The sequence below is a fragment of the Flavobacterium nitratireducens genome (assembly GCF_029625335.1).
In the GTDB taxonomy this organism is placed as follows: Bacteria; Bacteroidota; Bacteroidia; order Flavobacteriales; family Flavobacteriaceae; genus Flavobacterium; species Flavobacterium nitratireducens.
In genome coordinates, this window is the sequence record NZ_CP121111.1 from 1,730,022 (window position 1) to 1,753,888 (window position 23,867).

The window sequence follows — 23,867 nt, forward strand, 5'->3', positions numbered from 1 at the left end:
GTTCAATGCAAAGGAAAGCCTAGAATGATATAGAGACCATTCATTAGGAAGCATCGCGTCTTGATAACTACCAAACAGTGGCAAACATTCGGCAAGAAAAAAATCCAACAATTGCAATGATTGTGCTCGAGTGATGGGCCAAAAAAATTTTTAGCATCAATTGTCCCAATAGTTTTTATGTTTGCTTCGTTTACTTCATCAACAATAGCCGAAACATCATTACAAAATACCAATGGTGGCGTGGGCTTATGATTTTTTGGCAATTTCTTTCGGTTATCACTATCATAATTCCACTTTCCTGTAAGTGGTTGCCCTCCTTGCATGAGCACATGATGTTTTTTTCTCAGCATTCTATAAAAGTTCTCCATCAAGTACACTTTCTTGCCTTCGAAGAATTCAGCCAATTCAAATCGAGTGGTATAGAAATGTTCGGTATCAACCATAGTACTAGAAATCGTAATAGCCTGACAACATGCTTTTAACAATTCATCTACTCGATATTCATCAGGTTGCTGGTATTCAAAATGCGTAAATTGATGCTCCTCAATTAAGAGTTGAATATTCTTTTGAAACGATTGTTTATTAGATACATCATTCAAATGAATATACAACACTTTTTGTCCTTTAGCTTGTAAATCAAGATAAAACGCCTTCATAGCAGCAAAAAATCCCACTACTTTTTGAATATGATGTTGCACATAATCGGTTTCTGAACGCAATTCCATCATTACATAAACAACCCCATCCTCCTGATTCTTAAACCAAGAATGACGACTATTTAACTGATCTCCAAGCACTAATCGTAATGTTTTACTCATGATTTTTCTGGCTTCTGCATTTTGTACTACAGTATTTTACTTGCTCCCAATCTTTTTCCCATTTCTTTCGCCATGCGAAAGGTCTATTACAGCTTACGCAAATTTTACTAGGAAGATGTTGTTTCTTAACCCCTTTCATTTGACAATTGTTTTTATTTAACGATAGCAGAATCGAAATTCAAACCCACAAAAAGTTCCTGAAAATCCGAAAAGTGGGCTAATCATCAAGAGGACTTTTGTTTTACATGTTTCTTCAAAATGCGTTTAGCCTCTTCTTTGACCTCGTCTTTCTTTCGAAAACTCCACACAATGTCGCTCGCTTGCTTTCTTGTTTCTTCAATATTAACAATAGGTGCTGGATAATCTGTCCCTATCTCACATCGATACAATTGTTGTTCTATGGGATTCAATTTCCATGGTTCATGAATTAAACTCGATGGTATTTCGACCAACTCAGGGACCCATTTTTTGATAAATTCTCCTTCTGGATCATGATCTTCCGAATTTTTAATAGGATTGTAAATACGGATGGTATTAATTCCTGTCGTTCCAGATTGCATTTGAATTTGCGGATAATGAATCCCTGGTTCATAATCCAGAAATTGCCTTGCTAGAAAATGCAATTCTCGCCAGTCTTGCCATAAATTAAAAGTAAAAAAGGAAACCACCATGGCCCGCATTCTAAAGTTGATATATCCTGTTGTGACCAAACAACGCATACAGGCATCTACAATAGGAACACCTGTTTTACCTTCCTGCCAGGCTTTGATATAGTTCTCGTTTCTAGGCTTTATCAAACTATCGTATGCCGAATTAAGATTTTGAAATTCCATGCTGCATTCGTCTTCAAATTTTTGCATAAAATGACAATGCCAGTGCAAACGAGAAATAAAATTGCGAAGCGCTCTTTTGTTAGTCGACTCACTATAATGTTGATTCGTATATTGGTAAACCATTCGCATACTAATATTGCCATAGGCCAAATAAGGAGACAAACGACTACAAGAACTTCTACTTAAGGCAGGTTTAGAAATATGTTTGCTGTAATTAACGTATCGTTTTTTTACAAAACTATCCAAATAGCGCCAAGCCCAATATTCTCCTCCTTGCTGAAAATTAGTATTCCTAGTGGTAATCGATTCTGGAAGTGTTTCGCCTTTAAGCGATTGATAAAAAGATTCCTCTATTGTTTCCAAATTCAGTGCAGATTCTGCCACTATTTTAGGCTCATCACGCATTACTTTTTCCCATCTTTTCTCCCAATCAATTCTTGATTTTAATTTTCGGATTACACCATGCAATTGTGATTCTTTCCAAGCAATTCCATGTTGTTCAAAAAAAGCTTTTATAGTTACGTCCCTATCAAAAGTGAGTTTGTTTCCAATTTCCTGATGCGAAAAAACCGTTTTAATATCGTAACGAAGAAGTAATTGCTCCAAAACGGGCTGTACTTCGGAATGAAAAAAATAAACTGTAGCCTTGTGAGCAGCTAAACGTTGTTGTAATTCTTTGAGTGACTCATACACAAACCGCCAATGACGAACATCGGAATCGGGATAATTCATTACAGAGGGTTCAAAAAAATAAACCAACAAAAGAGGCAAACCTGCATGATGAGCAGCAAAAAGCGCTTCGTTATCAACAAAACGAAGATCTCTTTTAAACCAAACTATATTGATTTCTTTTTTAATCACAACAATTTATGGATAAGGAACTTAGCGGTTTATTAGGCTTAGCATAACTTAATCGGTCGAGACGCACTGTCTTATGGTAGCTATCCAAACCAGAACAGGTAATTGTATTTGCTTTTTCAATGTCCAAAAACCCATCGTCACTAATGCAATTTTCGGGTACATAAATCTCAGTGATTTCTCCAATTACCATTGAAGTATTATTGATAGCAATATCTATTTTCTCTTTAAAAAGAACAGCAATCTGAATATGACTTTGCTTAACAAACGGTGCAAAAAAACCATTCTTAAATTCTGCTTCTAAACCTGTTACCTCAAATTCTGAAATATCCTCATCGTAACGCGCAGAAGTTTGATGCGCCTGTTTGTAGATACTTTCGTTTATGTGATTGATAGTATAATAACCCGTTTCCAGAATATTGCTAAGGGTATTTCTCTCGGGTGGACTAGGCCTAAAGATCATTGCAATTAATGGAGGATGCGCTCCAATATGAAAAATGGAACTAAAAATCGCCAAATTAGTCACCTCTGATTTACTAATCGTTCCAATCAAAGCAACACTCTTAAATCCTCCTAAACTATTGATCAAATGTGTTCTGTAAGCTTTTTCTAAAGATTCTAATCGTTCCGTTGTAAAATGTTTTTGCATGATCTTGCTGTTGTTAATAATTCCTAATCCGAGTAAACAAAAACAATTTATATTTTGTTTAAACTTTTTATAAATTTACTAAACAAAATTACAAAAACAAAACTTTTATCTAAAAGTCAACAAACAAGAAAACCATTAAGAAATTAAGAAAAAGGAGCAGAAAACTCAATGATTCTTAACAACTTAATGGTTTAAAACTGATCTATTATTAGCTAAAAAGCTAACTAAGCTTTGAACTTATAAAAATTACAAATTAAAATTGAGTCCTAAAACAATGTTTCTACCGATATTAGGAATACCATCGGTTTTTAATCGAGAAAGATGTGCAATGTATTTTTTATCGAATAGATTATTCGCATTCAAATTCACATCAAAAGCTTTGTTTCCCAGCTTTACTTTTCCTCCTAAACCTAAATTAATTAGGGTATAACCATTAGTAGCCGTTTCAAAACCACTAACATTATTTTGATCAAAAGTTGTATTTACATTAAAAGAAGCAAAACCTTCTTCCAACCAATTTTTGATTTTAAATTCAGTACGAAGTGTATTATTCCATTTGTTAGCTGGAATTAAAGGCAAATAATCACCATTTTGTTTCTTAGCGGTTACCGTTTCAAAACTGGTTTCATAATGCAACCAATCCAGTGGATGAGGATGAATATGCAAACCTATTTCGCCTCCATACAAACGGGCATTGTCTTGCACATAAGCAAAAACATTTGTATCATCAATCACTTCGCCATTAGGAGCCGCGTAAATGTAATTATCGATATGATTGTAAAATCCATTTATAAAAAACTCAAAATGTTGATTTTGATATTCTAAATTCAAATCGGTCTGAATATTTTGTTCATTTTTCAATTCACTATTTCCTTCTTCAAAACGATTGGTTCCATGATGCACACCATTTGAAGTCAATTCGGCTAAATTTGGTACTCTAAATCCTGAAGCCACATTCACTCTCAAAACCAATGGTTCCGAAAGATTTGTTTTATACCCCAAAGAAGCATTAAAACTATTAAACGACCTACTCAAGGCTTCAAAATCACCACCATGATGTTCGTGTTTTTCACCAACTTCTTCTTCCTCGTGTTCTTCGGCTTCATGAGCCAATGAATTTAAATTACGATTATCAAAACGCAATCCTGCCTGTAATACATTAGTACTCCATTCATAATTTACTGTACCAAAAACACCAAAATCATTAGTAGTTGCATCTGGAATTAAATACTCTTCTCCTCTATTTTTATTTGTTTGATGCATTCCTTGCACTCCTAAAATAGTTTCAAAATTTCCTTTTTTAGGCAAATGATACTTCAAATTGTAATTATAGGTATTCAACAACATATCTAAAGAAGCAACATTACTATCCTCAAATTCTTTTCGATTATTTGAAATAAAACCTAAATCGAAATCTAATTTAGAATTACCAAAATAGATCACATTATTCAAACTCAACAAATGATTATCTACCCCTTGGCTTGGAAAATCAGGACGCTTACTTATAGTTTGTTCTGCTATTCCTTCTTCTGGAATACCTAAATCCAATTTGTTAAAGTTGTATCGCAATACCGTTGAAAATGTAGTATTATTATAAGCAACGCCGGTTATAAAGTCGGTTTCATTATAACGGGTATTGGTCACACGATCACCATTTGGCATCTTATAGTCCGAATGAGTATTGTAGGTTCCTCTTGCCAAAAACTTCCAATTATCTGTTGATGTTTTTAGTCCTACAGAGGCATTACTACCCAATGTATTGCTAAAATAACGTTGATTCACGTTTGCCTTAAAAGTGTGAGCATCGGCAAATTTTTCAGGGTTAAAAAACAAAACACCACCCATTGCATCCGAACCGTACAACAAAGAAGCCGGACCTTTAATAACCTCAACGCTTTCCACACCAGCATCATTTAAACCCAAACCGTGTTCGCCTCCAAATTGCTGATTTTCTAAACGAACCCCTTGAGAATACACTAAAACTCGATTGGCACTCAAACCACGAATAACCGGTTTCCCTATTGAAGTTCCTGTTGAAATCTGTGAAACTCCTGGAATCGTAGCCAGACCTTCAATTAAGGTAGCCGTTCCTTTTTGTTTTAAACTATTTATGCTTTCGTGTTCTACTTTCATTACGTTTTGCGATTGCATTTTATTGAAAGGTGTAGACACAATTACCTCATCTATTTCCAAAACGGCACTTTGCAATTGAATATTCAATCGGGTTTGTTTGTTTAGTTTATCGACCCATTGATTGAGAGTTTTATAGCCCATGTAGCTAAAAGCGATTCGGAAATTCCCATTGGGTAAATTTTTAAAACTATAATTTCCGTTAGCATCTGTGATGGTGCCTTTATGTAATTCTGAAATGTAAACCGAAACACCAATAATAGGTTGTTGCGCCTCATCGGTAACCGTTCCTGAAAGTGTATTTTGGGCTTGCACCATAGCCGATAACCCTAAAAATAGGGCAATGATATATTTTTTCATTGAAAGAATGTATTGTTTATTTCCTCCTGATTGAACAACAATAGAAGAAAAGGAAATAGAATTGATTTAATTAGTTTACAAAACCATTGTACTATTTTAAACCATTAAGGGATTACGATTTATTAAGATTATGACTTAATTCTCTTAACTTCTTAATGGTAAAAACAAATGATTTTAATAGTAATAATAAAGTCTGTAATTAAACAATACTTGCAGGCGGGCCACGATGGGCATACAAGCTGCCCGGAAAAGAAACAATAGATCGCTGTTCTTTACTAAAGAAAGGGATTTCTTTGTAATCAACGAAGAAATGATAGTTAGCTATTTGTGTTTGTACAAAACTACTAAAAGCAAAATGACATACCTCACATTGCTCAAAAACCTTGTGCTGATGGGTAATTTCGTTTTTGTTTTGGGTAGTCTTGTGATGACAAACCGTATGCGAAAGCTGTTTTTCTAAATGTTCATAGCTGTGAAAAGACTGAAACAGTATTGAGAACAATACCCCCGCCACCAGCGTAACACTATATATAATTTGCTTTCTTTTCATGAGATGCAAAGGTAAGTGCTGAAATTAAAAATTCCTAATACCTTCTCTGCTCTTAACAACTATATAACCTTAGAATTAATTTGTAAGAATATTTTAATATATTTGGATTTAATTAAAAACAATTCGTATTCAGAACTATCCCCTAAATCGGGTATATTAGACTGATTTTACAAGACATATATAATAAGCTATAGACAATTCATTTGGCTCTCTATGAAAAACAGACTTGAAATATTATTAACCAAATATAATTTTCAGAAAAAAGCTTTTGAATATGAAGCTACAATTCAGTCCATTGAAAAGTATTTTGAAATTAAACTCCCAGATGATTATAAATACTTCCTTCAAAAATACTCAGCTTTTGAAGATTTTATTAATGTAGAATATGTAAAACTTTGGGAGGCTGAAGAATTAATCGAATTCAATAAGTCATATGAGATTCAAAAGTATATGCTGAACACAATTGGAATTGGCTCAAATGGAAACTCAGAAATTATTGCAATGGAATTTAATAAAACTGACAATAATCAAATAGTTTTGACTCCGATTGACCTTGACACAGAGTACAATATTAATATTGGAAAAGATTTTACGGAATTCCTAAATAGACTAGATACAGGAAAAGGTTGGTTTGATTAATTCAGCTACTTTTACCAGATCGCGCAGATATACACAAACATTAGCGCAGAATTATATTCTGAGCCCGCAACAATGAGTAAAAAAAATATTTTGTGAGAAGCTGTATGAGATTGCTTAGTTGCGCTCACAAAGACAAGATTGTGTGAATATAGAACCTGATAGACGGATTTAAACTCTGTTCCTACATAAAAAAAGCTTCTCAAAAAATTTCGAGAAGCTTTTCTATTTATGATGATATAGTACTTACACTAAATTGTTTGCTACTAAATATTCAGCGATTTGTATGGTGTTAGTGGCAGCACCTTTTCTTAAGTTATCAGCAACAATCCACATGTTCAACGTATTTGGTTGTGATTCGTCTCTTCTTAAACGACCAACAAATACTTCGTTTTTACCTTGAGCAAATAATGGCATTGGGTATTCAAATTCTTTTAAGTTATCTTGAACAATAACACCTTCTGTACTTTCTAAGATGCTTCTTACTTCGTTGATATCAAAATCATTTGAGAACTCTACGTTTACCGCCTCAGAGTGTCCACCTACGATTGGCACACGAACAGCAGTAGCTGTAACGGCAATTGAGTTATCACTTAAGATTTTTTTAGTCTCACGAACTAATTTCATCTCTTCTTTAGTATATCCATTATCTTCAAAAACATCACATTGTGGAATTGCATTACGGTGGATTTGGTATTTGTAAGCCATATCTCCGTCAATTCCTGCGTATTCGTTTTCTAACTGTTTTACAGCTTTCACACCTGTTCCAGTGATTGATTGGTAAGTAGAAACAATAACACGTTTGATGTTGTATTTTTTATGCAAAGGTGCCAAAGCCAAAACCATTTGAATTGTAGAACAGTTTGGGTTAGCGATGATTTTATCTTCTTTTGTTAATTGGTTCGCGTTGATTTCAGGAACAATTAATTTTTTAGTTGCATCCATTCTCCAAGCTGACGAGTTATCTACAACAGTAGTTCCTACTGCAGCAAATTTTGGTGCCCATTCTAATGAAGTATCTCCACCAGCTGAGAATAAAGCAATTTCCGGTTTCATATCCACAGCAGTAGCTAATCCTACTACTTTGTATGTTTTCCCTTGAAACTCCATTTCTTTTCCTACTGAACGCTCAGAAGCCACAAGAATTAATTCGTCATTTGCTTTAACAAAATTTCTTTCAGCTAATACTTGTAACATTACTTCTCCAACCATTCCGGTTGCACCTACAACTGCTATTTTCATAAGTTATATATCTTTATAATTGTATTCATTTCAAATTTCGAATTGCAAAAGTAATTAATATTCAAAGGAAAACAAGACGATTCACAAAAAATAACAAAAAGTTATAAATATAACAAAAAAAGAAAAACCATCCGCTGTGGCGGATGGTTTAGTTAAACATATAGTGAAGCGGTTTACTTTTTCAATAAATCTCTAATTTCAGCCAATAATTCTTCCTGAGTTGGACCAGCTGGAGCCGCAGGTGCAGGAGCAGCTTCTTCTTTCTTTTTAGTAGCATTGATTGCTTTTACAAGAATAAACAACACAAAGGCAACGATTACAAAATTAATAACCGCCGAAAGAAACAAACCGTATTTTACACCACCAAAAATGGTTAACTCCTCAATTTTGGTCAAGCTTGCTGCTTCGAGAGCAGGTTTTAATAATAACGGTGTAATTACATCGTCAATAAACGAACTAACAATTTTACCGAAAGCGCCACCAATGATAACCCCGATTGCCAAATCGACTACGTTACCTTTCATAGCAAAGGCCTTAAACTCTGAAATCATTCCCATACTGAATTTGTTTTTTACAATTAAGCTTCAGTTAAAGTAACTAAATTAAACTTTTTTTAGGAAGAAAAAGCATCAATTAAAAAAACTAACGATAAAATACTCGTTTTACCCTTTGTGAAATACTCGTAAGGATCTCATAAGGAATCGTATTTAACTTTTTAGCCATAAGTGAAACCGTTGGGCTTTCGCCAAAAATAATCACATCATCCCCTTCCAAACAATCAATTTCGTTTACATCGACCATGAGCATATCCATACAAACACTTCCTAGGATAGCCGCTTTTTGTTCTTTAATCGTTACAAAACCCACTCCGTTCCCCCAAGATCTAGAAATCCCATCGGCATAACCAATGGGGATGGTAGCCACTTTTGTCGTTTTCTCCGCCATAAATCGTCGCCCGTAACCCACGCTATCACCCGCAGGAATCACTCGGATTTGAGAAATAATAGATTTTAAGGTTCCCACATTCTCCAAATATTTCTGTTCGTTTTCATCATTAGACACTCCGTACAATCCAATTCCCAACCGCACCATATCAAACTGTGCTTCCTTGAAATTAGAAATTCCCGAAGTATTCAAAATATGACGAATAGGACTAATTCCTAATTCATTGATAATTTTTGAAGATAATTTATCGAAAAGTCGAATTTGCGACAGTGCAAAATCATGATGATTCACATCATCACTGGTGGCCATATGCGACAAAATACTTTGCACCTTAACAGTTGAATTTCCTTTTAGGGTAGCAATCAATTCGTCCACAGTATTTTCTTCAAATCCCAAACGATGCATTCCGGTATCCACTTTAATATGAATTGGAAAATGTTGCAAATTCTTTTGTTTGGCAATTTTTAAAAAGGCATGCAAACCTTTTAAACTATAAATTTCAGGCTCTAAACCATATTGAATAATCGCCGAAAAACTAGTGCTTTCGGGATTTAAAACCATAATAGGCAATTTGATTCCGCCGTTTTTCAATGAAATTCCTTCATCGGCAAAAGCCACGCCTAAATAATCTACTTTGTGATGCTCTAGCAATTTGGCTATTTCCAATCCGCCATTTCCATACCCAAAAGCCTTGACCATAACCATGATTTTTACTTTTGGTTGTAACTTGGATTTAAAGAAATTCAAATTATAACTTAGTGCATTCAGATTGATTTCCAAGACTGTTTCGTGGGTTTTCTCTTCGAGCAAAGTCACAATTTCTTCAAACTGAAACGAACGCGCTCCCTTAATAAGAATACTTTCGTTAGAAAAATCCAGTTTTTCAAAATTGGCTATAAATTCGGCTGTATTTTTAAAGGTAATACAATTTGAAAATTGCTCTTTGAATTCCGAAATGGTTTCGCCAATTCCAATTACTCGATTGATTTTGTTTGAAACAATCAGTTTGGCCACTTTGGCATACAATTGTTCGTTAGGAAAACCGCTTTGAAAAATATCCGATAGAATTACCGTTTTCTTGTCGTATTGATTTTGACTTTCCAAAACATCCAGCGCAATCTTCAACGACTGATAATCGGAACTATAACTATCATCAATGATACTGCAATTGTTGATTCCGTTTTTAACTTCCAATCGCATTTGGACTGGAAAAAGCATTTCCATACGCGATTGAATCACCTCTATTTCATATTCAAAATGCAATAAGACTAACAAACTCGACACTGCATTTTCTATAGAAGCCTTATCTACAAATGGAATTTTTAATTCGTAACTCTTGCCTTTGAATTGGTATTCCAAAGTAGTTTCACGATTGGAAACTACTTTTTTAGTCACAAAAACATCGGCCGTTTCGTCTTTAAAACTCCATGAAAAAGCTTTTGTATTTTGATTTATATATTTCTCAATATCAGCACTTTTAGGATAAATCAAAACTTCAGCATCGTTAAAAAGCTGCATTTTTTCTTTGATTTTTTCATCTAAATTAGAAAAACCTTCATCGTGAGAGGAACCGATATTCGTCAGAACACCAATATTGGGTTTGATGATTTTTTCTAATTTGTCCATTTCGTTAACGGTAGAAATTCCCGCTTCAAAAATTCCCAAATTGTGTTTTTCATTAATCGCCACCACCGATAACGGTACTCCTACTTGTGAATTATAACTCTTAGGACTACGAATTACATTATAATCGGGACTCAACAAAAAATTAAGCCATTCTTTTACGATTGTTTTTCCGTTGCTTCCCGTCAAACCAATAATTGGAAAATGAAAAAGACTACGGTAATAAGCGGCCAATTGCTGTAAGGCCTCTAAGGTATTTTTAACAACTAAAAAATTGGCTTTAGCGGCACAAGCTTCCGGTATGTAACTTACCACAAAATGCTGAACTCCAATTGAAATTAGTTCTTGAATATAATGATGAGCATCATTGTTAGGTCCAATTAATGCAAAAAACAAGCTGTGTTCGCTATTTTGTAATGATCTACTATCAATAGAAATACTATCAATACAGGCTTCTGGATGTTGTCCAAACCATTGAGCATCTAAAATTGCTATTACATTATTTATGGTTAGATTCATGAAATCGAAATAGAGTTATGGCAAAATACTTCTTCAAAAATAAGACTTCTTTTTAAAATGAACCCATAGAAATACAGATTAAAAAATGAGTTCGATGAAATCTAAAAACCTACACAAATAAGATTTCTAAGTTTGCTTATATTTGTATATCCAAGCCCTAGAACCATGCTAAAAAAAACACTCCCTTTTTTCTCCTATATTTTTCACCCGGTATTTATCCCCATATATGCCACGCTGTTCTATTTGTTTCCAGAAGATTCGTATGTTATCAACAAAGAAAAATCTTTGGTTTTACTTGAGGTAGCTGTGATTACATTTGTTATTCCTATACTCTTTTTTTTCTACTAAAGTCTACTGGCCGAATAAGCTCCATCATGGCTCATGAATTATCCGAAAGAAAGTTCCCATTAGTAATCCAATCTTTTTTACTGATTCTGCTAGTAAAAAAAAGCATCACCGTTGAACGCTATCCCGAACTGCATTTTTTTTTCTTGGTGCCTTAATCAGTACTCTCATTGCCTTGATTTTATTATTTGCCAATAAAAAAGCAAGTTTGCATATGATAGGAATTAGTGCTTTGACTTTTTTTGTTTTTGGATTGAGTATGCATTACCAAACGACTAGCACGCTAACCACTATTTTTTTAGTAATTACGAATGGTTTAGTTGCTTCTTCGCGATTAATTATGAATGCACATACTCCAAAAGAATTGACGATGGGTGTACTAGCAGGAAGTATACCTCAGATACTTTTGATGTACTTATGGTTATAAAATGTAAAAAATAACCCCAACATTCATCGTGTTCATCTTCGCTTTTTCGCCTTCGATACTTAGGTTTTTTAAAATAGGATTTAAACCGTAATAAGCATATACATTAAAGGTATTGTAACCCGCCGAAAGGTATAAACCGTACAAGAATTTATTAAAATCATTATTATTAGCAATGAGCGTTTTACCTTGACTATCATTCAAAACCGACTTACTATAGGCAAGGTAGCTTAATTTGACACCTCCATAAATTCGCCAAAATTTATAACTTTCATACGTGGATGTTCGCCACCTGAACTCCAATGGAACATCAATTAATAATTGGGTAAATTTATTTTTATCAAAACTCGTTTGAGAGTCCATAATGGCATAATTTGCCTCCTGAGCAGTTCCAGTAATTGCTAAATTTTGATTGTAGTTATTTAAACTCAAACCGACTCCCGTTGCAAAAGCTTTGGTTCTGTTTTTATTGATGGGCATATCTCTCAAAAAACCACCCGACAATCCTATGGAGAACTTTTGCTGTTTTAGTCCTACCGGTTTTTGCTGCAAAGTATTATAAGTAAAAGCAAAGTAGAACTGGTCTTCTCTATATAAAGAATCTACTTTTATTTCTTGTAATTCCGGCTTAGTTATTTCTTCCTGTGCAAAAGCACTGAGAAAAGGTAATACCAACAAAATACTAAAAAATAATTTTTCTTTAAATGGGCTGAGAAATAGATTCATTGAGTCTAAATTTAGTAATGTAAAATTAACTGTTTTAGAATAGAACAGTAACACTATTTAAACAAAAAAGGAGCAAAAAAATTGCTCCTTTTTATGATATTAATTTTGATTTCCTCTGATTCCTCTTTCAAGACCTCTTAATTCGGCTAAACCTCTTCTCTAGTTCGTGAATTTTTTCTTGCTCGGGAGTGAGTTTTAAATTTCCTTTCCCAGGAAAACTTCCTTCTCCAAATTCCTCGAACTCTTTACGCCATTTATACAACTGTGGTGCTGTGATTCCCAACTCTCTGGAGAGTTCTGATACATTTGTTCTCTCATAACTCAATTGAACGGCTTTTTCTTTAAAAGCTTTGTCATAAATTTTGCGGACTTGTTTCATAGGTTAAAATTAAGATTATTTCTTAACTTTATGTGATGGCTAAGTTAGCACGTCCACAATTCTACTTAGCAAGTAAATCCAACTTTCAGTTAAAGGGAAACTCAAAAAAATACTTTCAGAAACCATACCACTATATACCGGTTATTTTTAATATATTTATTGCCTTAAAATTTTCTCATGAAAATAATCGCCATCAACAAAAGACAAAATCTCCCTAAATACAAACAGATTATTGTATCTGTCGAAATTTCAATTGCAGAAAAACGATTAAAAAGAGGTGATAAACTTCCCTCTGTAAACAAAGTATCGCTTGAATTCGGAATTTCGAGAGATACTGTTTTATTAGCTTATGACGAACTTAAAAAAAGAGGAATTATTTATGCTATATTAGGCAAAGGCTATTATGTAAAAAGTGAAGATTTTAGTTTTGAACAACGCATTTTCTTATTATTCGACGAATTAAACGCCTTTAAGGAAGATCTTTACAATTCCTTTATGGAAACGATGAATCGCAATGCCGAAATCGATATTTTTTTCCATTATTTTAACCCTGAAGTCTTTAAGAAACTCATTCAAGATAATAATGGAAATTACTCTAAATACATTATTATGCCCACCAATTTGGTCAATGCCGCATCGGTAATCAAAACATTACCCGAAGAAGATGTATTTATTCTGGACCAAACTAATTTGGAACTAAAAGATTATCCTTCGGTACATCAAAACCACTTTAAAGACACCTATAACGCCTTAGAATCGGGCAAAAACAAAATTGAGAAATACAAAAAACTAATCTTGATTTTCTCCAGTTACAAACAACCTATCGGGATGAGGGATGGCTTTATCGAGTTTTGCAAAAAGCATCAATTGCATTACGACATCATCTCTAATTTTGAAAATAACGAAATCCAAAAAGGAGATCTTTACATCATCCCCGATGATCGCCATCTGGTAAATGTGATTGAGCAGTCTAAAAAACAAAAATTACTCATCGGTCAGGACGTAGGCATCATCTCTTACAATGATACCCCGCTAAAAAAAGTGGTTGCCGAAGGAATCACAACCATATCTACCGATTTTAACGAAATGGGACGCATCCTGGCCGAATTAATCCTCAATCACAAAAAGGAACAAATAGAAAATAAAAGCAGTCTTATAGTGAGGGGGTCTTTGTAATTCTCTAAAGAATTGTACCCCGAGCATACAGGTCATTACAGGATAGACAGAAAATCAAAACCACTTAAATTTGTTGCAATACACATTTTACTGTTTTTTTTGGTAAAATGCAAAACCCGCATATTTATACCTTTAAACAAATATTACAAGAAACAAGTTACAGGATTATTTTATTAAAAAAGTTTTTACTTTTAATGCAAAAACGAATTCAAAAAAATATAAAATGAGAATACAAAACATGAATGTAAAAATTGCAACAATACTTTTTTTTACAGGATTTTTATCATTAAGCGCTTTAGCGCAAAAAACATTCAAAAATAGCCGTAATACAATACTACTTACTGAGAATTGGAAATTTACTAAGGATATACAAGAAGATGCCTCCTCAATTAACTTCAATGACTCTCAATGGGAAACCGTTAGCGTACCCCACGATTGGGCTATTTACGGTCCCTTTGACAAAAAATGGGACATACAAGTTACAGCCATAGAACAAAATGGTGAAAAAGTCGCCACTGAAAAAACGGGTCGAACAGGTGCATTACCGCATATAGGTTCGGGCTGGTATCGTAAAACATTTACACTCCCTCAATTCCAACAAGGAAAAAAAGCACTTCTTGTTTTCGATGGTGCCATGAGTGAACCTGAAATTTATTTAAACGGAAAAAAAATAGGCCAATGAGGCTATGGCTACAGCTATTTTTATATAGATATCACAAATGAAATCAAAATTGGGTCAGAAAATGTTTTAGCCGTAAAACTGACTAACCAGCCTTATTCTTCAAGATGGTATCCGGGCGCCGGACTTTACAGAAAAGTAAGCATCATTGTAAAAGATACTGAAAGTTTTGACCAATGGAGCACTTTTATCACTACACCTTTAGTAAATAACAACTTAGCAACTGTAAATATTAAAACCAATGCGAATGGAACAAATTGTTCTATGGTAACAATTATAAAAGACGCTAAAAAAAATATAGTAGCAACAGCTAAAAGTCCACAATCTATCGATGGAAAATTTGAGCAAACGATTAATGTCAATAATCCACATTTATGGAGTCCTGAAACCCCTTATATTTACACCGCCGTTACCCAATTAATTTCTAGTGATGGAAAGCTAAAAGACGAAGAAATTACAAAATTAGGAATACGTTCTATCAAATACGAACCTCAAACCGGATTCAGTTTAAATGGAAAGACTATTAAATTCAAAGGTGTTTGTCTTCATCATGACTTAGGACCACTTGGTGCAGCAGTTAATAAAGCAGCCTTAAAAAGACAGCTAACCATCTTAAAAGATATGGGCTGTAATGCGATTCGCAGTTCGCACAATATGCCTTCTTTTGAACAATTAGAACTAGCCGATGAAATGGGATTTCTATTCTTGGCTGAAAGTTTTGACGAATGGGCAAAGCCAAAAGTAAAAAATGGATACCACCGTTTCTTTGAAGAATATGCAGAAAAGGACATTGTTAATTTAGTACGAGCTACCCGAAATCATCCATGTATTGTCATGTGGAGTTCTGGAAATGAAGTCCCAGATCAATATGGTGCCGAAGGACTAAAAAGAGTAAAATTTTTACAAGATATTTTTCATAGAGAAGACCCAACACGTCCTGTAACAGTAGGAATGGATCAAGTTAAGCAAACTATGGCCTCAGGATTTGGCTCTTTACTTGATATACCTGGGCTAAATTATAGAGTTTATCTATACGAGGACGCTCATAAGGCTTTCCCACAAGGTTTCATTTTAGGATCAGAAACCGCTTCTACAGTTAGTTCAAGAGGTGTTTACAAATTCCCTGTACAACAATTAAAAACAAACAATACGATGATTTACAATGTTCCTCTTACGATTTAGAAGCCTGTAGCTGGTCTAATGTACCCGATGAGGATTTTGTATTACAGGATGACAAACCTTGGGTTATTGGTGAATTTGTATGGACTGGGTTTGATTACTTAGGAGAACCTACTCCTTATGATGAAAAATGGCCCTCCAGAAGTTCTTATTTTGGAATTTCGGACTTAGCTGGTCTTCCAAAAGATCGCTTTTACCTGTACAGAAGCAGATGGAAAACTACCGATAAAACAGTACATATTTTACCCCATTGGAACTGGAAAGGAAGAGAAGGCGAAATTACTCCTGTTTTTGTCTATACCAGCTATGATAGCGCCGAATTTTTGTGAATGGTAAAAGTATGGGCATCCAAAAAAAGAACAATGCAACTCCACAAAACAGATATCGTTTGATGTGGAATGATGTAAAATACGAACCAGGAACCCTAAAAGTTGTTGCTTTTGATTCGAATGGCAAATCGGCTGCTGAAAGCGAAATCCGTACAGCCGGTACGCCATACAAAATTGTTCTTACTCCAGACCGTAAAACCATAAAAGCAGATGGAGAAGATATTTCATTTGTTACTGTTTCTGTTGTGGATAAAAATGGTATTCCTTGTCCTCTTGCGGATAACCAATTGAAGTTTGAAGTAAATGGCGCAGGAACCTATAGAGCTGCTTGTAATGGTGATGCTACCTCAACTGAAATGTTTCACAAAAACACTATGAAACTTTTCAGTGGAAAACTGATAGTCTTAGTGAAAGCTACTAAAAAAGTAGGCACTATAACATTAAAAGTTTCCGGAAATGGACTTCAACCAGGCATTATTAACATAAAATCTACAAATTAGAAATCGATATCCTTTAATCTATTCAAAATTATATCCTTCAATAATTTAAATTTCAAAACCATAAAACTCTTTACGTGAGTTTTATGGTTTTTTATATAGACCAACTTTTATAACACTAATTTGCATATCCATTTTTTGTGTATCGTTATTTCAGGACGGGACACGGTGAAAACAAAAAACCTCGAAAACACTATGATTTTCGAGGTTTTGATGCCTTTTAGAATTTAAATCAGCAGAGAGAAAGGGATTCGAACCCTCGATACAGTTACCCATATACAAACTTTCCAGGCTTGCTCCTTCAACCACTCGGACACCTCTCTATTTCGGTTTGCAAATAACAAGAAAAAAAATGAGTCAGAAAAGTAAATTCAAATAATAATTACTGCTAAATTTCATCTCAAACTACCAACCTTCATTTAGTCCTTTTTTTAGTGCTAATTGATATTTGTTCACATCAAAACGGTATAAGTCTGGAGCTTTATGAGCTCCACCTTTCCTAATTTCATCTAATTTTTCAAGTATATCATATCGAAGTATTTTTCTATAAAAATTACCACGATTCAGTTTTTTATCTAAAATAATTTCATAAAGCTTTTGAAGTTCAGGCATTGTAAATTTTTCAGGCAATAAATTATATCCAATAGGCTTATAATTTAACTGTCTACGAAGTGTGATTAATGCTGTATCGAGAATCTCACGATGATCCATCATTAAGACCGGTAATTCATCCAAGGATTTCCATTCACAAACTTCTGAAAATTCATCCTCAACCAAATTCACTTGAGTATAATCAACTAAAGCATAAAAACCTATCGTTATAAAACGTTGTTTATTCCATATGTCATCTGACAATTCATCAAAGAAACCCTGGTTACGATTTAAATCACCAAATACCCTAAATTGTTGCAAATAAATATCCGAGGCACCTGTACGCTCAAACAATATCCGAATAGCTGCTTCATTTAGATTTTCTTTCTTCAATACATAACTTCCCGGAAGTTGCCAAACATCTTTATCTTTTACTTTTATAACTAAAACTTTTAACTGGGCATCATGAAACCCAAAAACAACACAATCAACAGACAAATTTGGAATATACTTCTCCCATGCCTCATTTGATCTTTCTTCTAACCTTCTTTTAAAATCCATATAAATTATTTCCCTACAAAAATAGAAATTGCTTTACATTAAACCATAACTATCTGAAAATATTAAAATTGCTGCATGTTTTTTTTGTAAATATAAAATAAAAGATTAATATTGCTTCATAATGAAGCAATAAACTAAATCAACTAAAAAAATGAAAAAAACTATTATTACCAAAATAGCAAAAGTGACAGTATTGTCTGCAGTAGCTTTCTCAGGTATTTCATGGACAAATCCTTATCCAGAAACTAATCATTACCCTACATTAACTATAGATGGTCATAATTTTGCAGATTTAAACAAAAATGGAAAATTAGATCCCTATGAAGATTACCGTCTACCTATACAGGATAGGATTAAAGATATAATCAAACAGATGACAGCTGAAGAAAAAGCAAATATGCTGATTGGAATTGGAATGCCAGGTTTTGATGTAGAAACTTTAAAATTTGTCTCTGGAGGTTTTCAAGGAAAAGTTCCCGGAGCAGCTGGAGGAACTTATGATTTAAAACGTTTGGGAATCCCTACAGTTGTTGTCTCTGATGGACCTGCTGGTTTGAGAATAAATCCGAAAAGAGATAATGATTCTAATAGCTACTACGCTACTGCATTTCCTGTTGGTACTTCATTGGCCTCTACTTGGAATACAGAATTAATCAACAGTGTAGGACAAGCAATCGGAAACGAGGTGAAAGAATATGGTGTGGATGTTTTACTTGGCCCAGGCATGAATATTCATAGAAATCCATTATGTGGCAGAAATTTTGAGTACTATTCTGAAGACCCAATCCTAACTGGAAAAATAGCAGCAGCAATTGTAAACGGAATTCAATCTAATGGTGTAGGGACTTCTGTTAAACATTTTGTTGCCAATAACCAAGAACGCAACCGTATGGGCATCAATGCACATATAAGCGAAAGAGCCCTACGTGAAATATACCTCAGGGGGTTTGAAATTGCTGTCAAAGAAGCTCAACCATGGACAATTATGTCTTCCTACAATTTAGTAAATGGAAATTATACTTCTCAAAGACAAGATTTATTAACCACTATTTTAAGAAATGAATGGGGTTTCAAAGGTTTGGTAATGACAGATTGGTTTGGAGGGTTTAACAGTTTATCATCTCCATTTACAAAAGGAAATGTGAGTGATGTTACGGCACAATTATCAGCAGGCAATGATTTATTAATGCCTGGAACAAATAACCAGAAAGAGGCTATTTTGGAAAACATGAGAAATGGCAAATTATCTGCAAAAGTGATTGAAACCAATTTAACACGAATATTAGAATTGGCATTAAAATCACCCTCTATGAATAATTATAAATATTCCGAAAAACCTAATTTAAAAGCCAATGCAGAAGTAACAAGACAAGCTGCAGCAGAGGGAACAATTTTATTAAAAAATGAAGGTAACACATTACCATTTACTTCAAAAGCAACACCAATTGCTGTATTTGGAATAACTTCTTATGATTTTATTTCAGGAGGTACCGGAAGTGGAGATGTTAACGAAGCATATACTGTTACACTTATAGATGGATTAAACAATGCCGGTTTATCAATTGACAAAGAATTAGAAGATTTGTACAAACCATACACATCCGTTCAAAAAGCAAAAGAAATGGAACGACGTGAAAAGGAAGGTGGTCTATTGGCAACCCCTAAGCGTATTTTAGAATTAGACCTAAACAAAGAAATCATCCAAAAGAAAGCACAATCTTCCGAAATTGCATTAATAACAATTGGTAGAAATGCTGGTGAAGGTGCTGACCGTATAATTGATGGAGATTTTAATTTGGCTGATGATGAAATTAAATTAATTGACAATGTTTCTGAAGCTTTTCATTCTCAAGGCAAAAAAGTTATAGTTGTTCTTAATATAGGAGGTGTTATTGAAACCGCAAGTTGGAAAAATAAAGCAGATGCAATTCTTTTACCTTGGCAACCAGGACAAGAGGGCGGAAATTCAGTAGCTGATGTTATCACAGGAAAAACAAATCCTTCTGGAAAATTAACCATGACATTTCCTGTAAAATATGAAGATACTCCTTCTGCTAAAAACTGGATTGGAACTCCGGCTGAAAACCCAACAAGTGTAAACTACGAGGAAGGTATATACGTAGGTTATCGTTATTTTACAACATTTAAATTAAAACCATCCTATGAATTTGGATTTGGATTGTCGTACACTTCATTTGACGTTTCGGATATTAAATTAAGTTCAAACACATTTGAAAATAAAATGAATATTACGGTTACAGTAAAAAATAATGGTAAAATAGCTGGTAAAGAAGTGGTTCAATTATATCTTAGCGCTCCTTCAAAAACAATTGACAAACCAACATCAGAATTAAAAGCATTTGCTAAAACAAAGGTATTACAACCTGGAGAAAGTCAAACATTAACTTTAACATTGAATCCTAAAGAATTAGCATCATTTATTACTAAAAAAAATGCTTGGATAGCTGAAGCGGGAAATTACAATGTAACTATAGGCACCTCATCATTAGACATCAAACAATCAGCAAATTTTTCTTTAGCTAAAGAATTAATAGTAGAAAAAACACATTCTGCATTTGCTGCTGATAGTCAATTTTCAGATTTGAGAAATTAACACCAACTACAACAGCAGTCAAATATATTGATTGACTTAAGAATAAATTAAAAACAAAAACGCTTTAAATCATTGGTTTAAAGCGTTTTTGTTTTCTATTATCTGGTCCTAAAAAAAAATGAGTTAGAAAAACCAAATTGCATTTTTTATGACATTTCTCCTCTTAGTGAAGTTTCAAACACAGTCTGAAAGTCGCCAAAAGGAATATTTTGACTCAACAGATACATCAATTTGGTAATCGCAGCCTCGGTAGTAATATCTTTTCCTGAAATCACTCCTATTTGCTTCAAGGCAGAACTCACCTCATATTGCCCCATATTGACACTTCCGCTGGTACATTGGCTTACATTCACAATATGCAAACCCTTAGCAATGGCTTTTTCGATTAAATTCAAAAACCAGTCTTCAGTAGTTGCATTTCCGGAACCGTAGGTCTCTAATACAATTCCTCTCAGGTTTGGAATTCCAATAATAGCAGAGAGGACATTTTTATTTATCCCGGGAAACAATTTTAAGATCACTACATTAGTATCTAAATCCTTATGTACAATTAAATCCATAGCCGGATTATGGGCTAAAAATAATTCGGACTTCAAATTTAAATAAACTCCCGACTCTATCAAGGCCGGATAATTGGGTGAAGCAAAAGCATTAAAATGCTCAGCATTTATCTTTGTAGTTCGATTACCGCGATACAATTTATATTCGAAATAAAGACAGACTTCGGTAATTACAGATTTATTATTTTGCTGTAAAGAAGCAATTTGGATTGCTGTTATGAGATTTTCTTTAGCATCGGTGCGTAAATCACCAATAGGTAGTTGCGAACCCGTTAAAACAACTGGTTTTGACAAATTTTCGAGCATAAAGCTCAAAGCTGAAGCTGTATACGACATGGTATCCGAACCGTGAAGCACCACAAATCCATCAAATTCGGAATAATTAGAAGCAATGATTGAAGCAATTTCAGTCCATTTCTCGGGTTTCATATTTGAAGAATCAATTGGATTATGAAACGAAATGGTTTCTATCTCACAATCCAATTGTTTCAACTCAGGAATTCTTTGTAATAATTTACTAAAGTTGAAAACCTTTAGCGCTCCGGTTTTTAAATCCTTGCGCATTCCAATGGTTCCCCCAGTGTAAATTAAAAGAATTTTAGTCCTTGAGTTCATGGGTATATTTCAATTTATTGACCACCGGATTAGCGTACATAGCCAATATTCCCTGAAAGGCAATAGGATTTGAAGCGTCAATTCGTTTTTCTAATCTACGAACAAAAACAGCCTTTTCATCCTCAGTATATTGATTCGAATACTTATCAGTATTATTCAAGATATCGTAAGCTATATAATTAGTTGGCCACAATTTATAGCTGGTCAAAATCGAATCGTCAATGACTTGTGCCAAAGCCTGAATCTGTTTATTCACATTGTCGTTTTCGGCAACAATAGCATCAATTTCAGTATCTAAAACTTTTCCAATGTGAATATAAATGCGTTTCTTTTGCCCAAGAGCACCACTCAATATGGTCATAAAATCCTCATTTTCCTGCTTTACATACACTTCATTATTCGCTTCGGCTAATAATTGTGGCATTTTTAAAGCGTCAGTAGGATCGTATTCATAGGAAATAGAAACGGGAACAATCTTTACTTTTTTAAAATAATCCATCAAATTCGCTTCGTCTGATGCCATTCCAATCATTTTTAATACTCCAGGATTGGTCGCATCATTTCCGTCTTTAGTTCTTCCCTCGCGTTGCGCAATCCAAACCGAACGATTTTCGTGCAATAACAATTGATTGATGTATTCAGACAACGTCTTCGAACTTTGCAACATTTCTCTTGGCCCTAGACCTCTTTGAACCAAAAAATTTCGATTCAATTTGGCTAAAACATGTAAAAAAGGCTGTTTTACCAAATTATCTCCAATGGCAGAAGCCGTCATCACTAAATCATGCTCAAATAAAGTAGCATTTAACAAAGTGGTATCTAGTAAAATATCTCGATGATTAGAGATAAACAAATACGAAGTATTAGGTTCTAAATGTTCGAAACCTGAAGTCGATAAGCCTTCAGAACTTTTTTCTAAGACTTTTTGAACCGATTGATAGATAAAATTACATTGAAAATCACGAATGGAATGTGTCTTCATTAATTGTTCTTTCCAAACCTCATCGGCTACATCAGGAAAAGAAAAATTCATCAATGACTTTAACATCGGATGATGAATCACTCCTTTTAGGGCTTTATTTATTTCGGAATCATAATAAGGCCGAATCTCGTCAAACTTTTGCATTTTGGTATTAGTTAGAAAAACAAATGAACAAAAAAAATATTATATTTTAGCGAATTCTACATTAAATCCCAAAAATTGCTTTCGAATTTTCAGTAGTTATTCTCGCAATCTCTTCCCCAGAAACACCGTAAATCTGTGATAATTTATCAATTACATTGACTAAATAACTACTTTCGTTTCTTTTCCCTCTAAAAGGAACTGGTGCTAAATAAGGAGCATCTGTCTCTAAAACGATATGTTTTAAATCTATTTGATGTAAAAATTGGTCAATCTTACCATTCTTAAAAGTTACCACTCCTCCTATTCCTAATTTCATATTATAAGACAAAGCCTGTAAAGCCTGCTCATAAGTACCCGAAAAACAATGAAAAATCCCAAATAAATCAGTTGATTTTTCTTCTTCTAAAACGGCAAAAACTTCATCAAAAGCATCACGACAATGGATAACAATAGGTAATTGGTATTTTTTAGAAAGTTGAATCTGCCTTTTAAAAGCGATTTGTTGTTCTTTCAGATGGGTTTTATCCCAATACAAATCAATTCCAATTTCGCCAATAGCATAGAATTTTCGCTTTGCTAATTCTGCTTCTACATGTTGCAACTCCTCTTCATAATTCTCTTTCACATGCGTAGGATGCACTCCAGTCATCAGAAAAATATTTTCAGGATATTTTTGTTCCAAATCGTACATAGCAACGGTATAAGCCGAATCGATAGCGGGAATAAAAAAACGTGTTACTCCAGCTTCAAAAGCTCTATGCATCATTTCGTCTCTATCCTGATCAAATTCTTCGCTGTACAAATGGGTATGCGTATCGGTAATAATTAATTTAGTTTCCAATGGTAATTTTTAAAAGCGCAAAGTTCTAAAGTTTTATAAGAAATCAACACAAAAGAGCCGTT

Annotated in this window: 22 protein-coding genes and 1 tRNA gene; 7 read left to right on the forward strand and 16 right to left on the reverse strand. The window is 34.0% G+C overall.

The window, feature by feature from the left end; all coding sequences use genetic code 11:
- Nucleotides 1-2: 2 nt before the first annotated feature.
- The 6 genes from P5P90_RS14180 to P5P90_RS08260 all read right to left on the reverse strand — a co-directional run bounded on the left by P5P90_RS14180 (nucleotide 3) and on the right by P5P90_RS08260 (nucleotide 6,198).
- On the reverse strand, nucleotides 3-818 hold the full coding sequence (locus P5P90_RS14180; protein WP_340696388.1) for a cryptochrome/photolyase family protein: 816 nt from the start codon (nucleotides 816-818) through the stop codon (nucleotides 3-5).
- Nucleotides 811-957, reverse strand: coding sequence for a DUF2256 domain-containing protein (locus tag P5P90_RS08240; protein WP_278034255.1), 147 nt, complete (start codon nucleotides 955-957; stop codon nucleotides 811-813). The genes P5P90_RS14180 and P5P90_RS08240 overlap by 8 nt, the downstream gene beginning before the upstream one ends.
- A gap of 85 nt (nucleotides 958-1,042) precedes the next feature.
- Nucleotides 1,043-2,512, reverse strand: coding sequence for a cryptochrome/deoxyribodipyrimidine photo-lyase family protein (locus tag P5P90_RS08245; RefSeq protein ID WP_278034256.1), 1,470 nt, complete (start codon nucleotides 2,510-2,512; stop codon nucleotides 1,043-1,045).
- Nucleotides 2,505-3,158, reverse strand: a complete 654-nt coding sequence (locus P5P90_RS08250; RefSeq protein ID WP_278034257.1) for a flavin reductase family protein — start codon at nucleotides 3,156-3,158, stop codon at nucleotides 2,505-2,507. The genes P5P90_RS08245 and P5P90_RS08250 overlap by 8 nt, the downstream gene beginning before the upstream one ends.
- 246 nt (nucleotides 3,159-3,404) lie before the next feature.
- The gene (locus P5P90_RS08255) at nucleotides 3,405-5,648 is read right to left on the reverse strand and encodes a TonB-dependent receptor (RefSeq protein WP_278034258.1); all 2,244 of its coding nucleotides are present in this window, start codon (nucleotides 5,646-5,648) and stop codon (nucleotides 3,405-3,407) included.
- Nucleotides 5,649-5,847: 199 nt separating this feature from the next.
- The gene (locus tag P5P90_RS08260; RefSeq protein WP_278034259.1) at nucleotides 5,848-6,198 is read right to left on the reverse strand and encodes a hypothetical protein; all 351 of its coding nucleotides are present in this window, start codon (nucleotides 6,196-6,198) and stop codon (nucleotides 5,848-5,850) included.
- 213 nt (nucleotides 6,199-6,411) lie between these two features.
- Here P5P90_RS08260 and P5P90_RS08265 point away from each other — a divergent pair, with 213 nt between their 5' ends.
- Nucleotides 6,412-6,837 carry an SMI1/KNR4 family protein gene (locus P5P90_RS08265; RefSeq protein ID WP_278034260.1) on the forward strand — a complete coding sequence of 142 codons (426 nt, stop codon included), beginning with the start codon at nucleotides 6,412-6,414 and terminating at the stop codon, nucleotides 6,835-6,837.
- Nucleotides 6,838-7,080: 243 nt separating this feature from the next.
- Here P5P90_RS08265 and P5P90_RS08270 read toward each other — a convergent pair whose 3' ends face one another.
- The 3 genes from P5P90_RS08270 to P5P90_RS08280 form a co-directional block, all read right to left on the reverse strand.
- Nucleotides 7,081-8,076, reverse strand: a complete 996-nt coding sequence (locus P5P90_RS08270) for an aspartate-semialdehyde dehydrogenase (RefSeq protein WP_278034261.1) — start codon at nucleotides 8,074-8,076, stop codon at nucleotides 7,081-7,083.
- A gap of 173 nt (nucleotides 8,077-8,249) precedes the next feature.
- On the reverse strand, nucleotides 8,250-8,633 hold the full coding sequence (gene mscL / locus P5P90_RS08275) for a large conductance mechanosensitive channel protein MscL (RefSeq protein ID WP_278034262.1): 384 nt from the start codon (nucleotides 8,631-8,633) through the stop codon (nucleotides 8,250-8,252).
- 85 nt (nucleotides 8,634-8,718) lie between these two features.
- On the reverse strand, nucleotides 8,719-11,163 hold the full coding sequence (locus tag P5P90_RS08280; protein ID WP_278034263.1) for a bifunctional UDP-N-acetylmuramoyl-tripeptide:D-alanyl-D-alanine ligase/alanine racemase: 2,445 nt from the start codon (nucleotides 11,161-11,163) through the stop codon (nucleotides 8,719-8,721).
- Nucleotides 11,164-11,722: 559 nt separating this feature from the next.
- Between P5P90_RS08280 and P5P90_RS08285 the strand changes: the two genes are divergently transcribed.
- Entirely contained in the window at nucleotides 11,723-11,935 is a 213-nt protein-coding gene (locus tag P5P90_RS08285; RefSeq protein WP_278034264.1) for a hypothetical protein, read from the forward strand.
- Here the strand turns inward: P5P90_RS08285 and P5P90_RS08290 are convergent.
- A complete protein-coding gene (locus P5P90_RS08290; protein ID WP_278034265.1) occupies nucleotides 11,930-12,658 on the reverse strand; it encodes a porin family protein in 729 nt (242 codons plus the stop codon). The genes P5P90_RS08285 and P5P90_RS08290 overlap by 6 nt on opposite strands.
- Nucleotides 12,659-12,785: 127 nt before the next feature.
- Nucleotides 12,786-13,037: a transposase gene (locus P5P90_RS08295; protein WP_278034266.1), complete on the reverse strand. Its 252-nt coding sequence runs from the start codon at nucleotides 13,035-13,037 to the stop codon at nucleotides 12,786-12,788.
- Between the two features lie 177 nt (nucleotides 13,038-13,214).
- Here P5P90_RS08295 and P5P90_RS08300 point away from each other — a divergent pair, with 177 nt between their 5' ends.
- The 4 genes from P5P90_RS08300 (at nucleotide 13,215) to P5P90_RS14340 (ending at nucleotide 16,900) form a co-directional block, all read left to right on the forward strand.
- Nucleotides 13,215-14,213, forward strand: coding sequence for a GntR family transcriptional regulator (locus tag P5P90_RS08300; protein WP_278034267.1), 999 nt, complete (start codon nucleotides 13,215-13,217; stop codon nucleotides 14,211-14,213).
- A 223-nt stretch (nucleotides 14,214-14,436) separates the two neighbouring features.
- Complete coding sequence (locus P5P90_RS14330; protein ID WP_422851706.1) at nucleotides 14,437-14,895, forward strand: sugar-binding domain-containing protein; 459 nt, start codon at nucleotides 14,437-14,439, stop codon at nucleotides 14,893-14,895.
- A 228-nt stretch (nucleotides 14,896-15,123) separates the two neighbouring features.
- Nucleotides 15,124-16,074, forward strand: coding sequence for a glycoside hydrolase family 2 TIM barrel-domain containing protein (locus P5P90_RS14335; RefSeq protein WP_422851736.1), 951 nt, complete (start codon nucleotides 15,124-15,126; stop codon nucleotides 16,072-16,074).
- Nucleotides 16,075-16,411: 337 nt separating this feature from the next.
- Nucleotides 16,412-16,900 (forward strand): DUF4982 domain-containing protein, encoded by a 489-nt coding sequence (locus P5P90_RS14340; protein WP_422851707.1) that lies wholly within the window; start codon nucleotides 16,412-16,414, stop codon nucleotides 16,898-16,900.
- A gap of 233 nt (nucleotides 16,901-17,133) precedes the next feature.
- Here the strand turns inward: P5P90_RS14340 and P5P90_RS08310 are convergent.
- Together P5P90_RS08310 and P5P90_RS08315 are read right to left on the reverse strand one after the other, a co-directional pair.
- Nucleotides 17,134-17,220 (reverse strand) — tRNA-Ser (locus P5P90_RS08310).
- An 82-nt stretch (nucleotides 17,221-17,302) separates the two neighbouring features.
- Complete coding sequence (locus P5P90_RS08315; RefSeq protein WP_278034268.1) at nucleotides 17,303-18,049, reverse strand: NUDIX hydrolase; 747 nt, start codon at nucleotides 18,047-18,049, stop codon at nucleotides 17,303-17,305.
- A 151-nt stretch (nucleotides 18,050-18,200) separates the two neighbouring features.
- Here P5P90_RS08315 and P5P90_RS08320 point away from each other — a divergent pair, with 151 nt between their 5' ends.
- The gene (locus P5P90_RS08320; RefSeq protein WP_278034269.1) at nucleotides 18,201-20,663 is read left to right on the forward strand and encodes a glycoside hydrolase family 3 C-terminal domain-containing protein; all 2,463 of its coding nucleotides are present in this window, start codon (nucleotides 18,201-18,203) and stop codon (nucleotides 20,661-20,663) included.
- Between the two features lie 146 nt (nucleotides 20,664-20,809).
- On the opposite strand, the gene P5P90_RS08325 is transcribed toward P5P90_RS08320, so the two are convergent.
- The 3 genes from P5P90_RS08325 to P5P90_RS08335 form a co-directional block, all read right to left on the reverse strand.
- Nucleotides 20,810-21,838 (reverse strand): asparaginase, encoded by a 1,029-nt coding sequence (locus P5P90_RS08325; protein WP_278034270.1) that lies wholly within the window; start codon nucleotides 21,836-21,838, stop codon nucleotides 20,810-20,812.
- A complete protein-coding gene (locus P5P90_RS08330; RefSeq protein ID WP_278034271.1) occupies nucleotides 21,822-22,964 on the reverse strand; it encodes a 1-acyl-sn-glycerol-3-phosphate acyltransferase in 1,143 nt (380 codons plus the stop codon). The genes P5P90_RS08325 and P5P90_RS08330 overlap by 17 nt, the downstream gene beginning before the upstream one ends.
- A gap of 61 nt (nucleotides 22,965-23,025) precedes the next feature.
- Complete coding sequence (locus P5P90_RS08335) at nucleotides 23,026-23,805, reverse strand: TatD family hydrolase (RefSeq protein ID WP_278034272.1); 780 nt, start codon at nucleotides 23,803-23,805, stop codon at nucleotides 23,026-23,028.
- Nucleotides 23,806-23,867: the final 62 nt, after the last annotated feature.

What these genes read in the sequence shown, in the direction of transcription:
- P5P90_RS14180 (WP_340696388.1), bottom strand. Translation starts at nt 818, where the DNA reads ATGAGTAAAACATTACGATTAGTGCTTGGAGATCAGTTAAATAGTCGT.
- P5P90_RS08240 (WP_278034255.1), bottom strand. Translation starts at nt 957, where the DNA reads ATGAAAGGGGTTAAGAAACAACATCTTCCTAGTAAAATTTGCGTAAGC.
- P5P90_RS08250 (WP_278034257.1), bottom strand. Translation starts at nt 3,158, where the DNA reads ATGCAAAAACATTTTACAACGGAACGATTAGAATCTTTAGAAAAAGCT.
- P5P90_RS08255 (WP_278034258.1), bottom strand. Translation starts at nt 5,648, where the DNA reads ATGAAAAAATATATCATTGCCCTATTTTTAGGGTTATCGGCTATGGTG.
- P5P90_RS08260 (WP_278034259.1), bottom strand. Translation starts at nt 6,198, where the DNA reads ATGAAAAGAAAGCAAATTATATATAGTGTTACGCTGGTGGCGGGGGTA.
- P5P90_RS08265 (WP_278034260.1), top strand. Translation starts at nt 6,412, where the DNA reads ATGAAAAACAGACTTGAAATATTATTAACCAAATATAATTTTCAGAAA.
- P5P90_RS08270 (WP_278034261.1), bottom strand. Translation starts at nt 8,076, where the DNA reads ATGAAAATAGCAGTTGTAGGTGCAACCGGAATGGTTGGAGAAGTAATG.
- mscL (WP_278034262.1), bottom strand. Translation starts at nt 8,633, where the DNA reads ATGGGAATGATTTCAGAGTTTAAGGCCTTTGCTATGAAAGGTAACGTA.
- P5P90_RS08280 (WP_278034263.1), bottom strand. Translation starts at nt 11,163, where the DNA reads ATGAATCTAACCATAAATAATGTAATAGCAATTTTAGATGCTCAATGG.
- P5P90_RS08285 (WP_278034264.1), top strand. Translation starts at nt 11,723, where the DNA reads ATGATAGGAATTAGTGCTTTGACTTTTTTTGTTTTTGGATTGAGTATG.
- P5P90_RS08290 (WP_278034265.1), bottom strand. Translation starts at nt 12,658, where the DNA reads ATGAATCTATTTCTCAGCCCATTTAAAGAAAAATTATTTTTTAGTATT.
- P5P90_RS08295 (WP_278034266.1), bottom strand. Translation starts at nt 13,037, where the DNA reads ATGAAACAAGTCCGCAAAATTTATGACAAAGCTTTTAAAGAAAAAGCC.
- P5P90_RS08300 (WP_278034267.1), top strand. Translation starts at nt 13,215, where the DNA reads ATGAAAATAATCGCCATCAACAAAAGACAAAATCTCCCTAAATACAAA.
- P5P90_RS14330 (WP_422851706.1), top strand. Translation starts at nt 14,437, where the DNA reads ATGAGAATACAAAACATGAATGTAAAAATTGCAACAATACTTTTTTTT.
- P5P90_RS14340 (WP_422851707.1), top strand. Translation starts at nt 16,412, where the DNA reads ATGGGCATCCAAAAAAAGAACAATGCAACTCCACAAAACAGATATCGT.
- P5P90_RS08315 (WP_278034268.1), bottom strand. Translation starts at nt 18,049, where the DNA reads ATGGATTTTAAAAGAAGGTTAGAAGAAAGATCAAATGAGGCATGGGAG.
- P5P90_RS08320 (WP_278034269.1), top strand. Translation starts at nt 18,201, where the DNA reads ATGAAAAAAACTATTATTACCAAAATAGCAAAAGTGACAGTATTGTCT.
- P5P90_RS08325 (WP_278034270.1), bottom strand. Translation starts at nt 21,838, where the DNA reads ATGAACTCAAGGACTAAAATTCTTTTAATTTACACTGGGGGAACCATT.
- P5P90_RS08330 (WP_278034271.1), bottom strand. Translation starts at nt 22,964, where the DNA reads ATGCAAAAGTTTGACGAGATTCGGCCTTATTATGATTCCGAAATAAAT.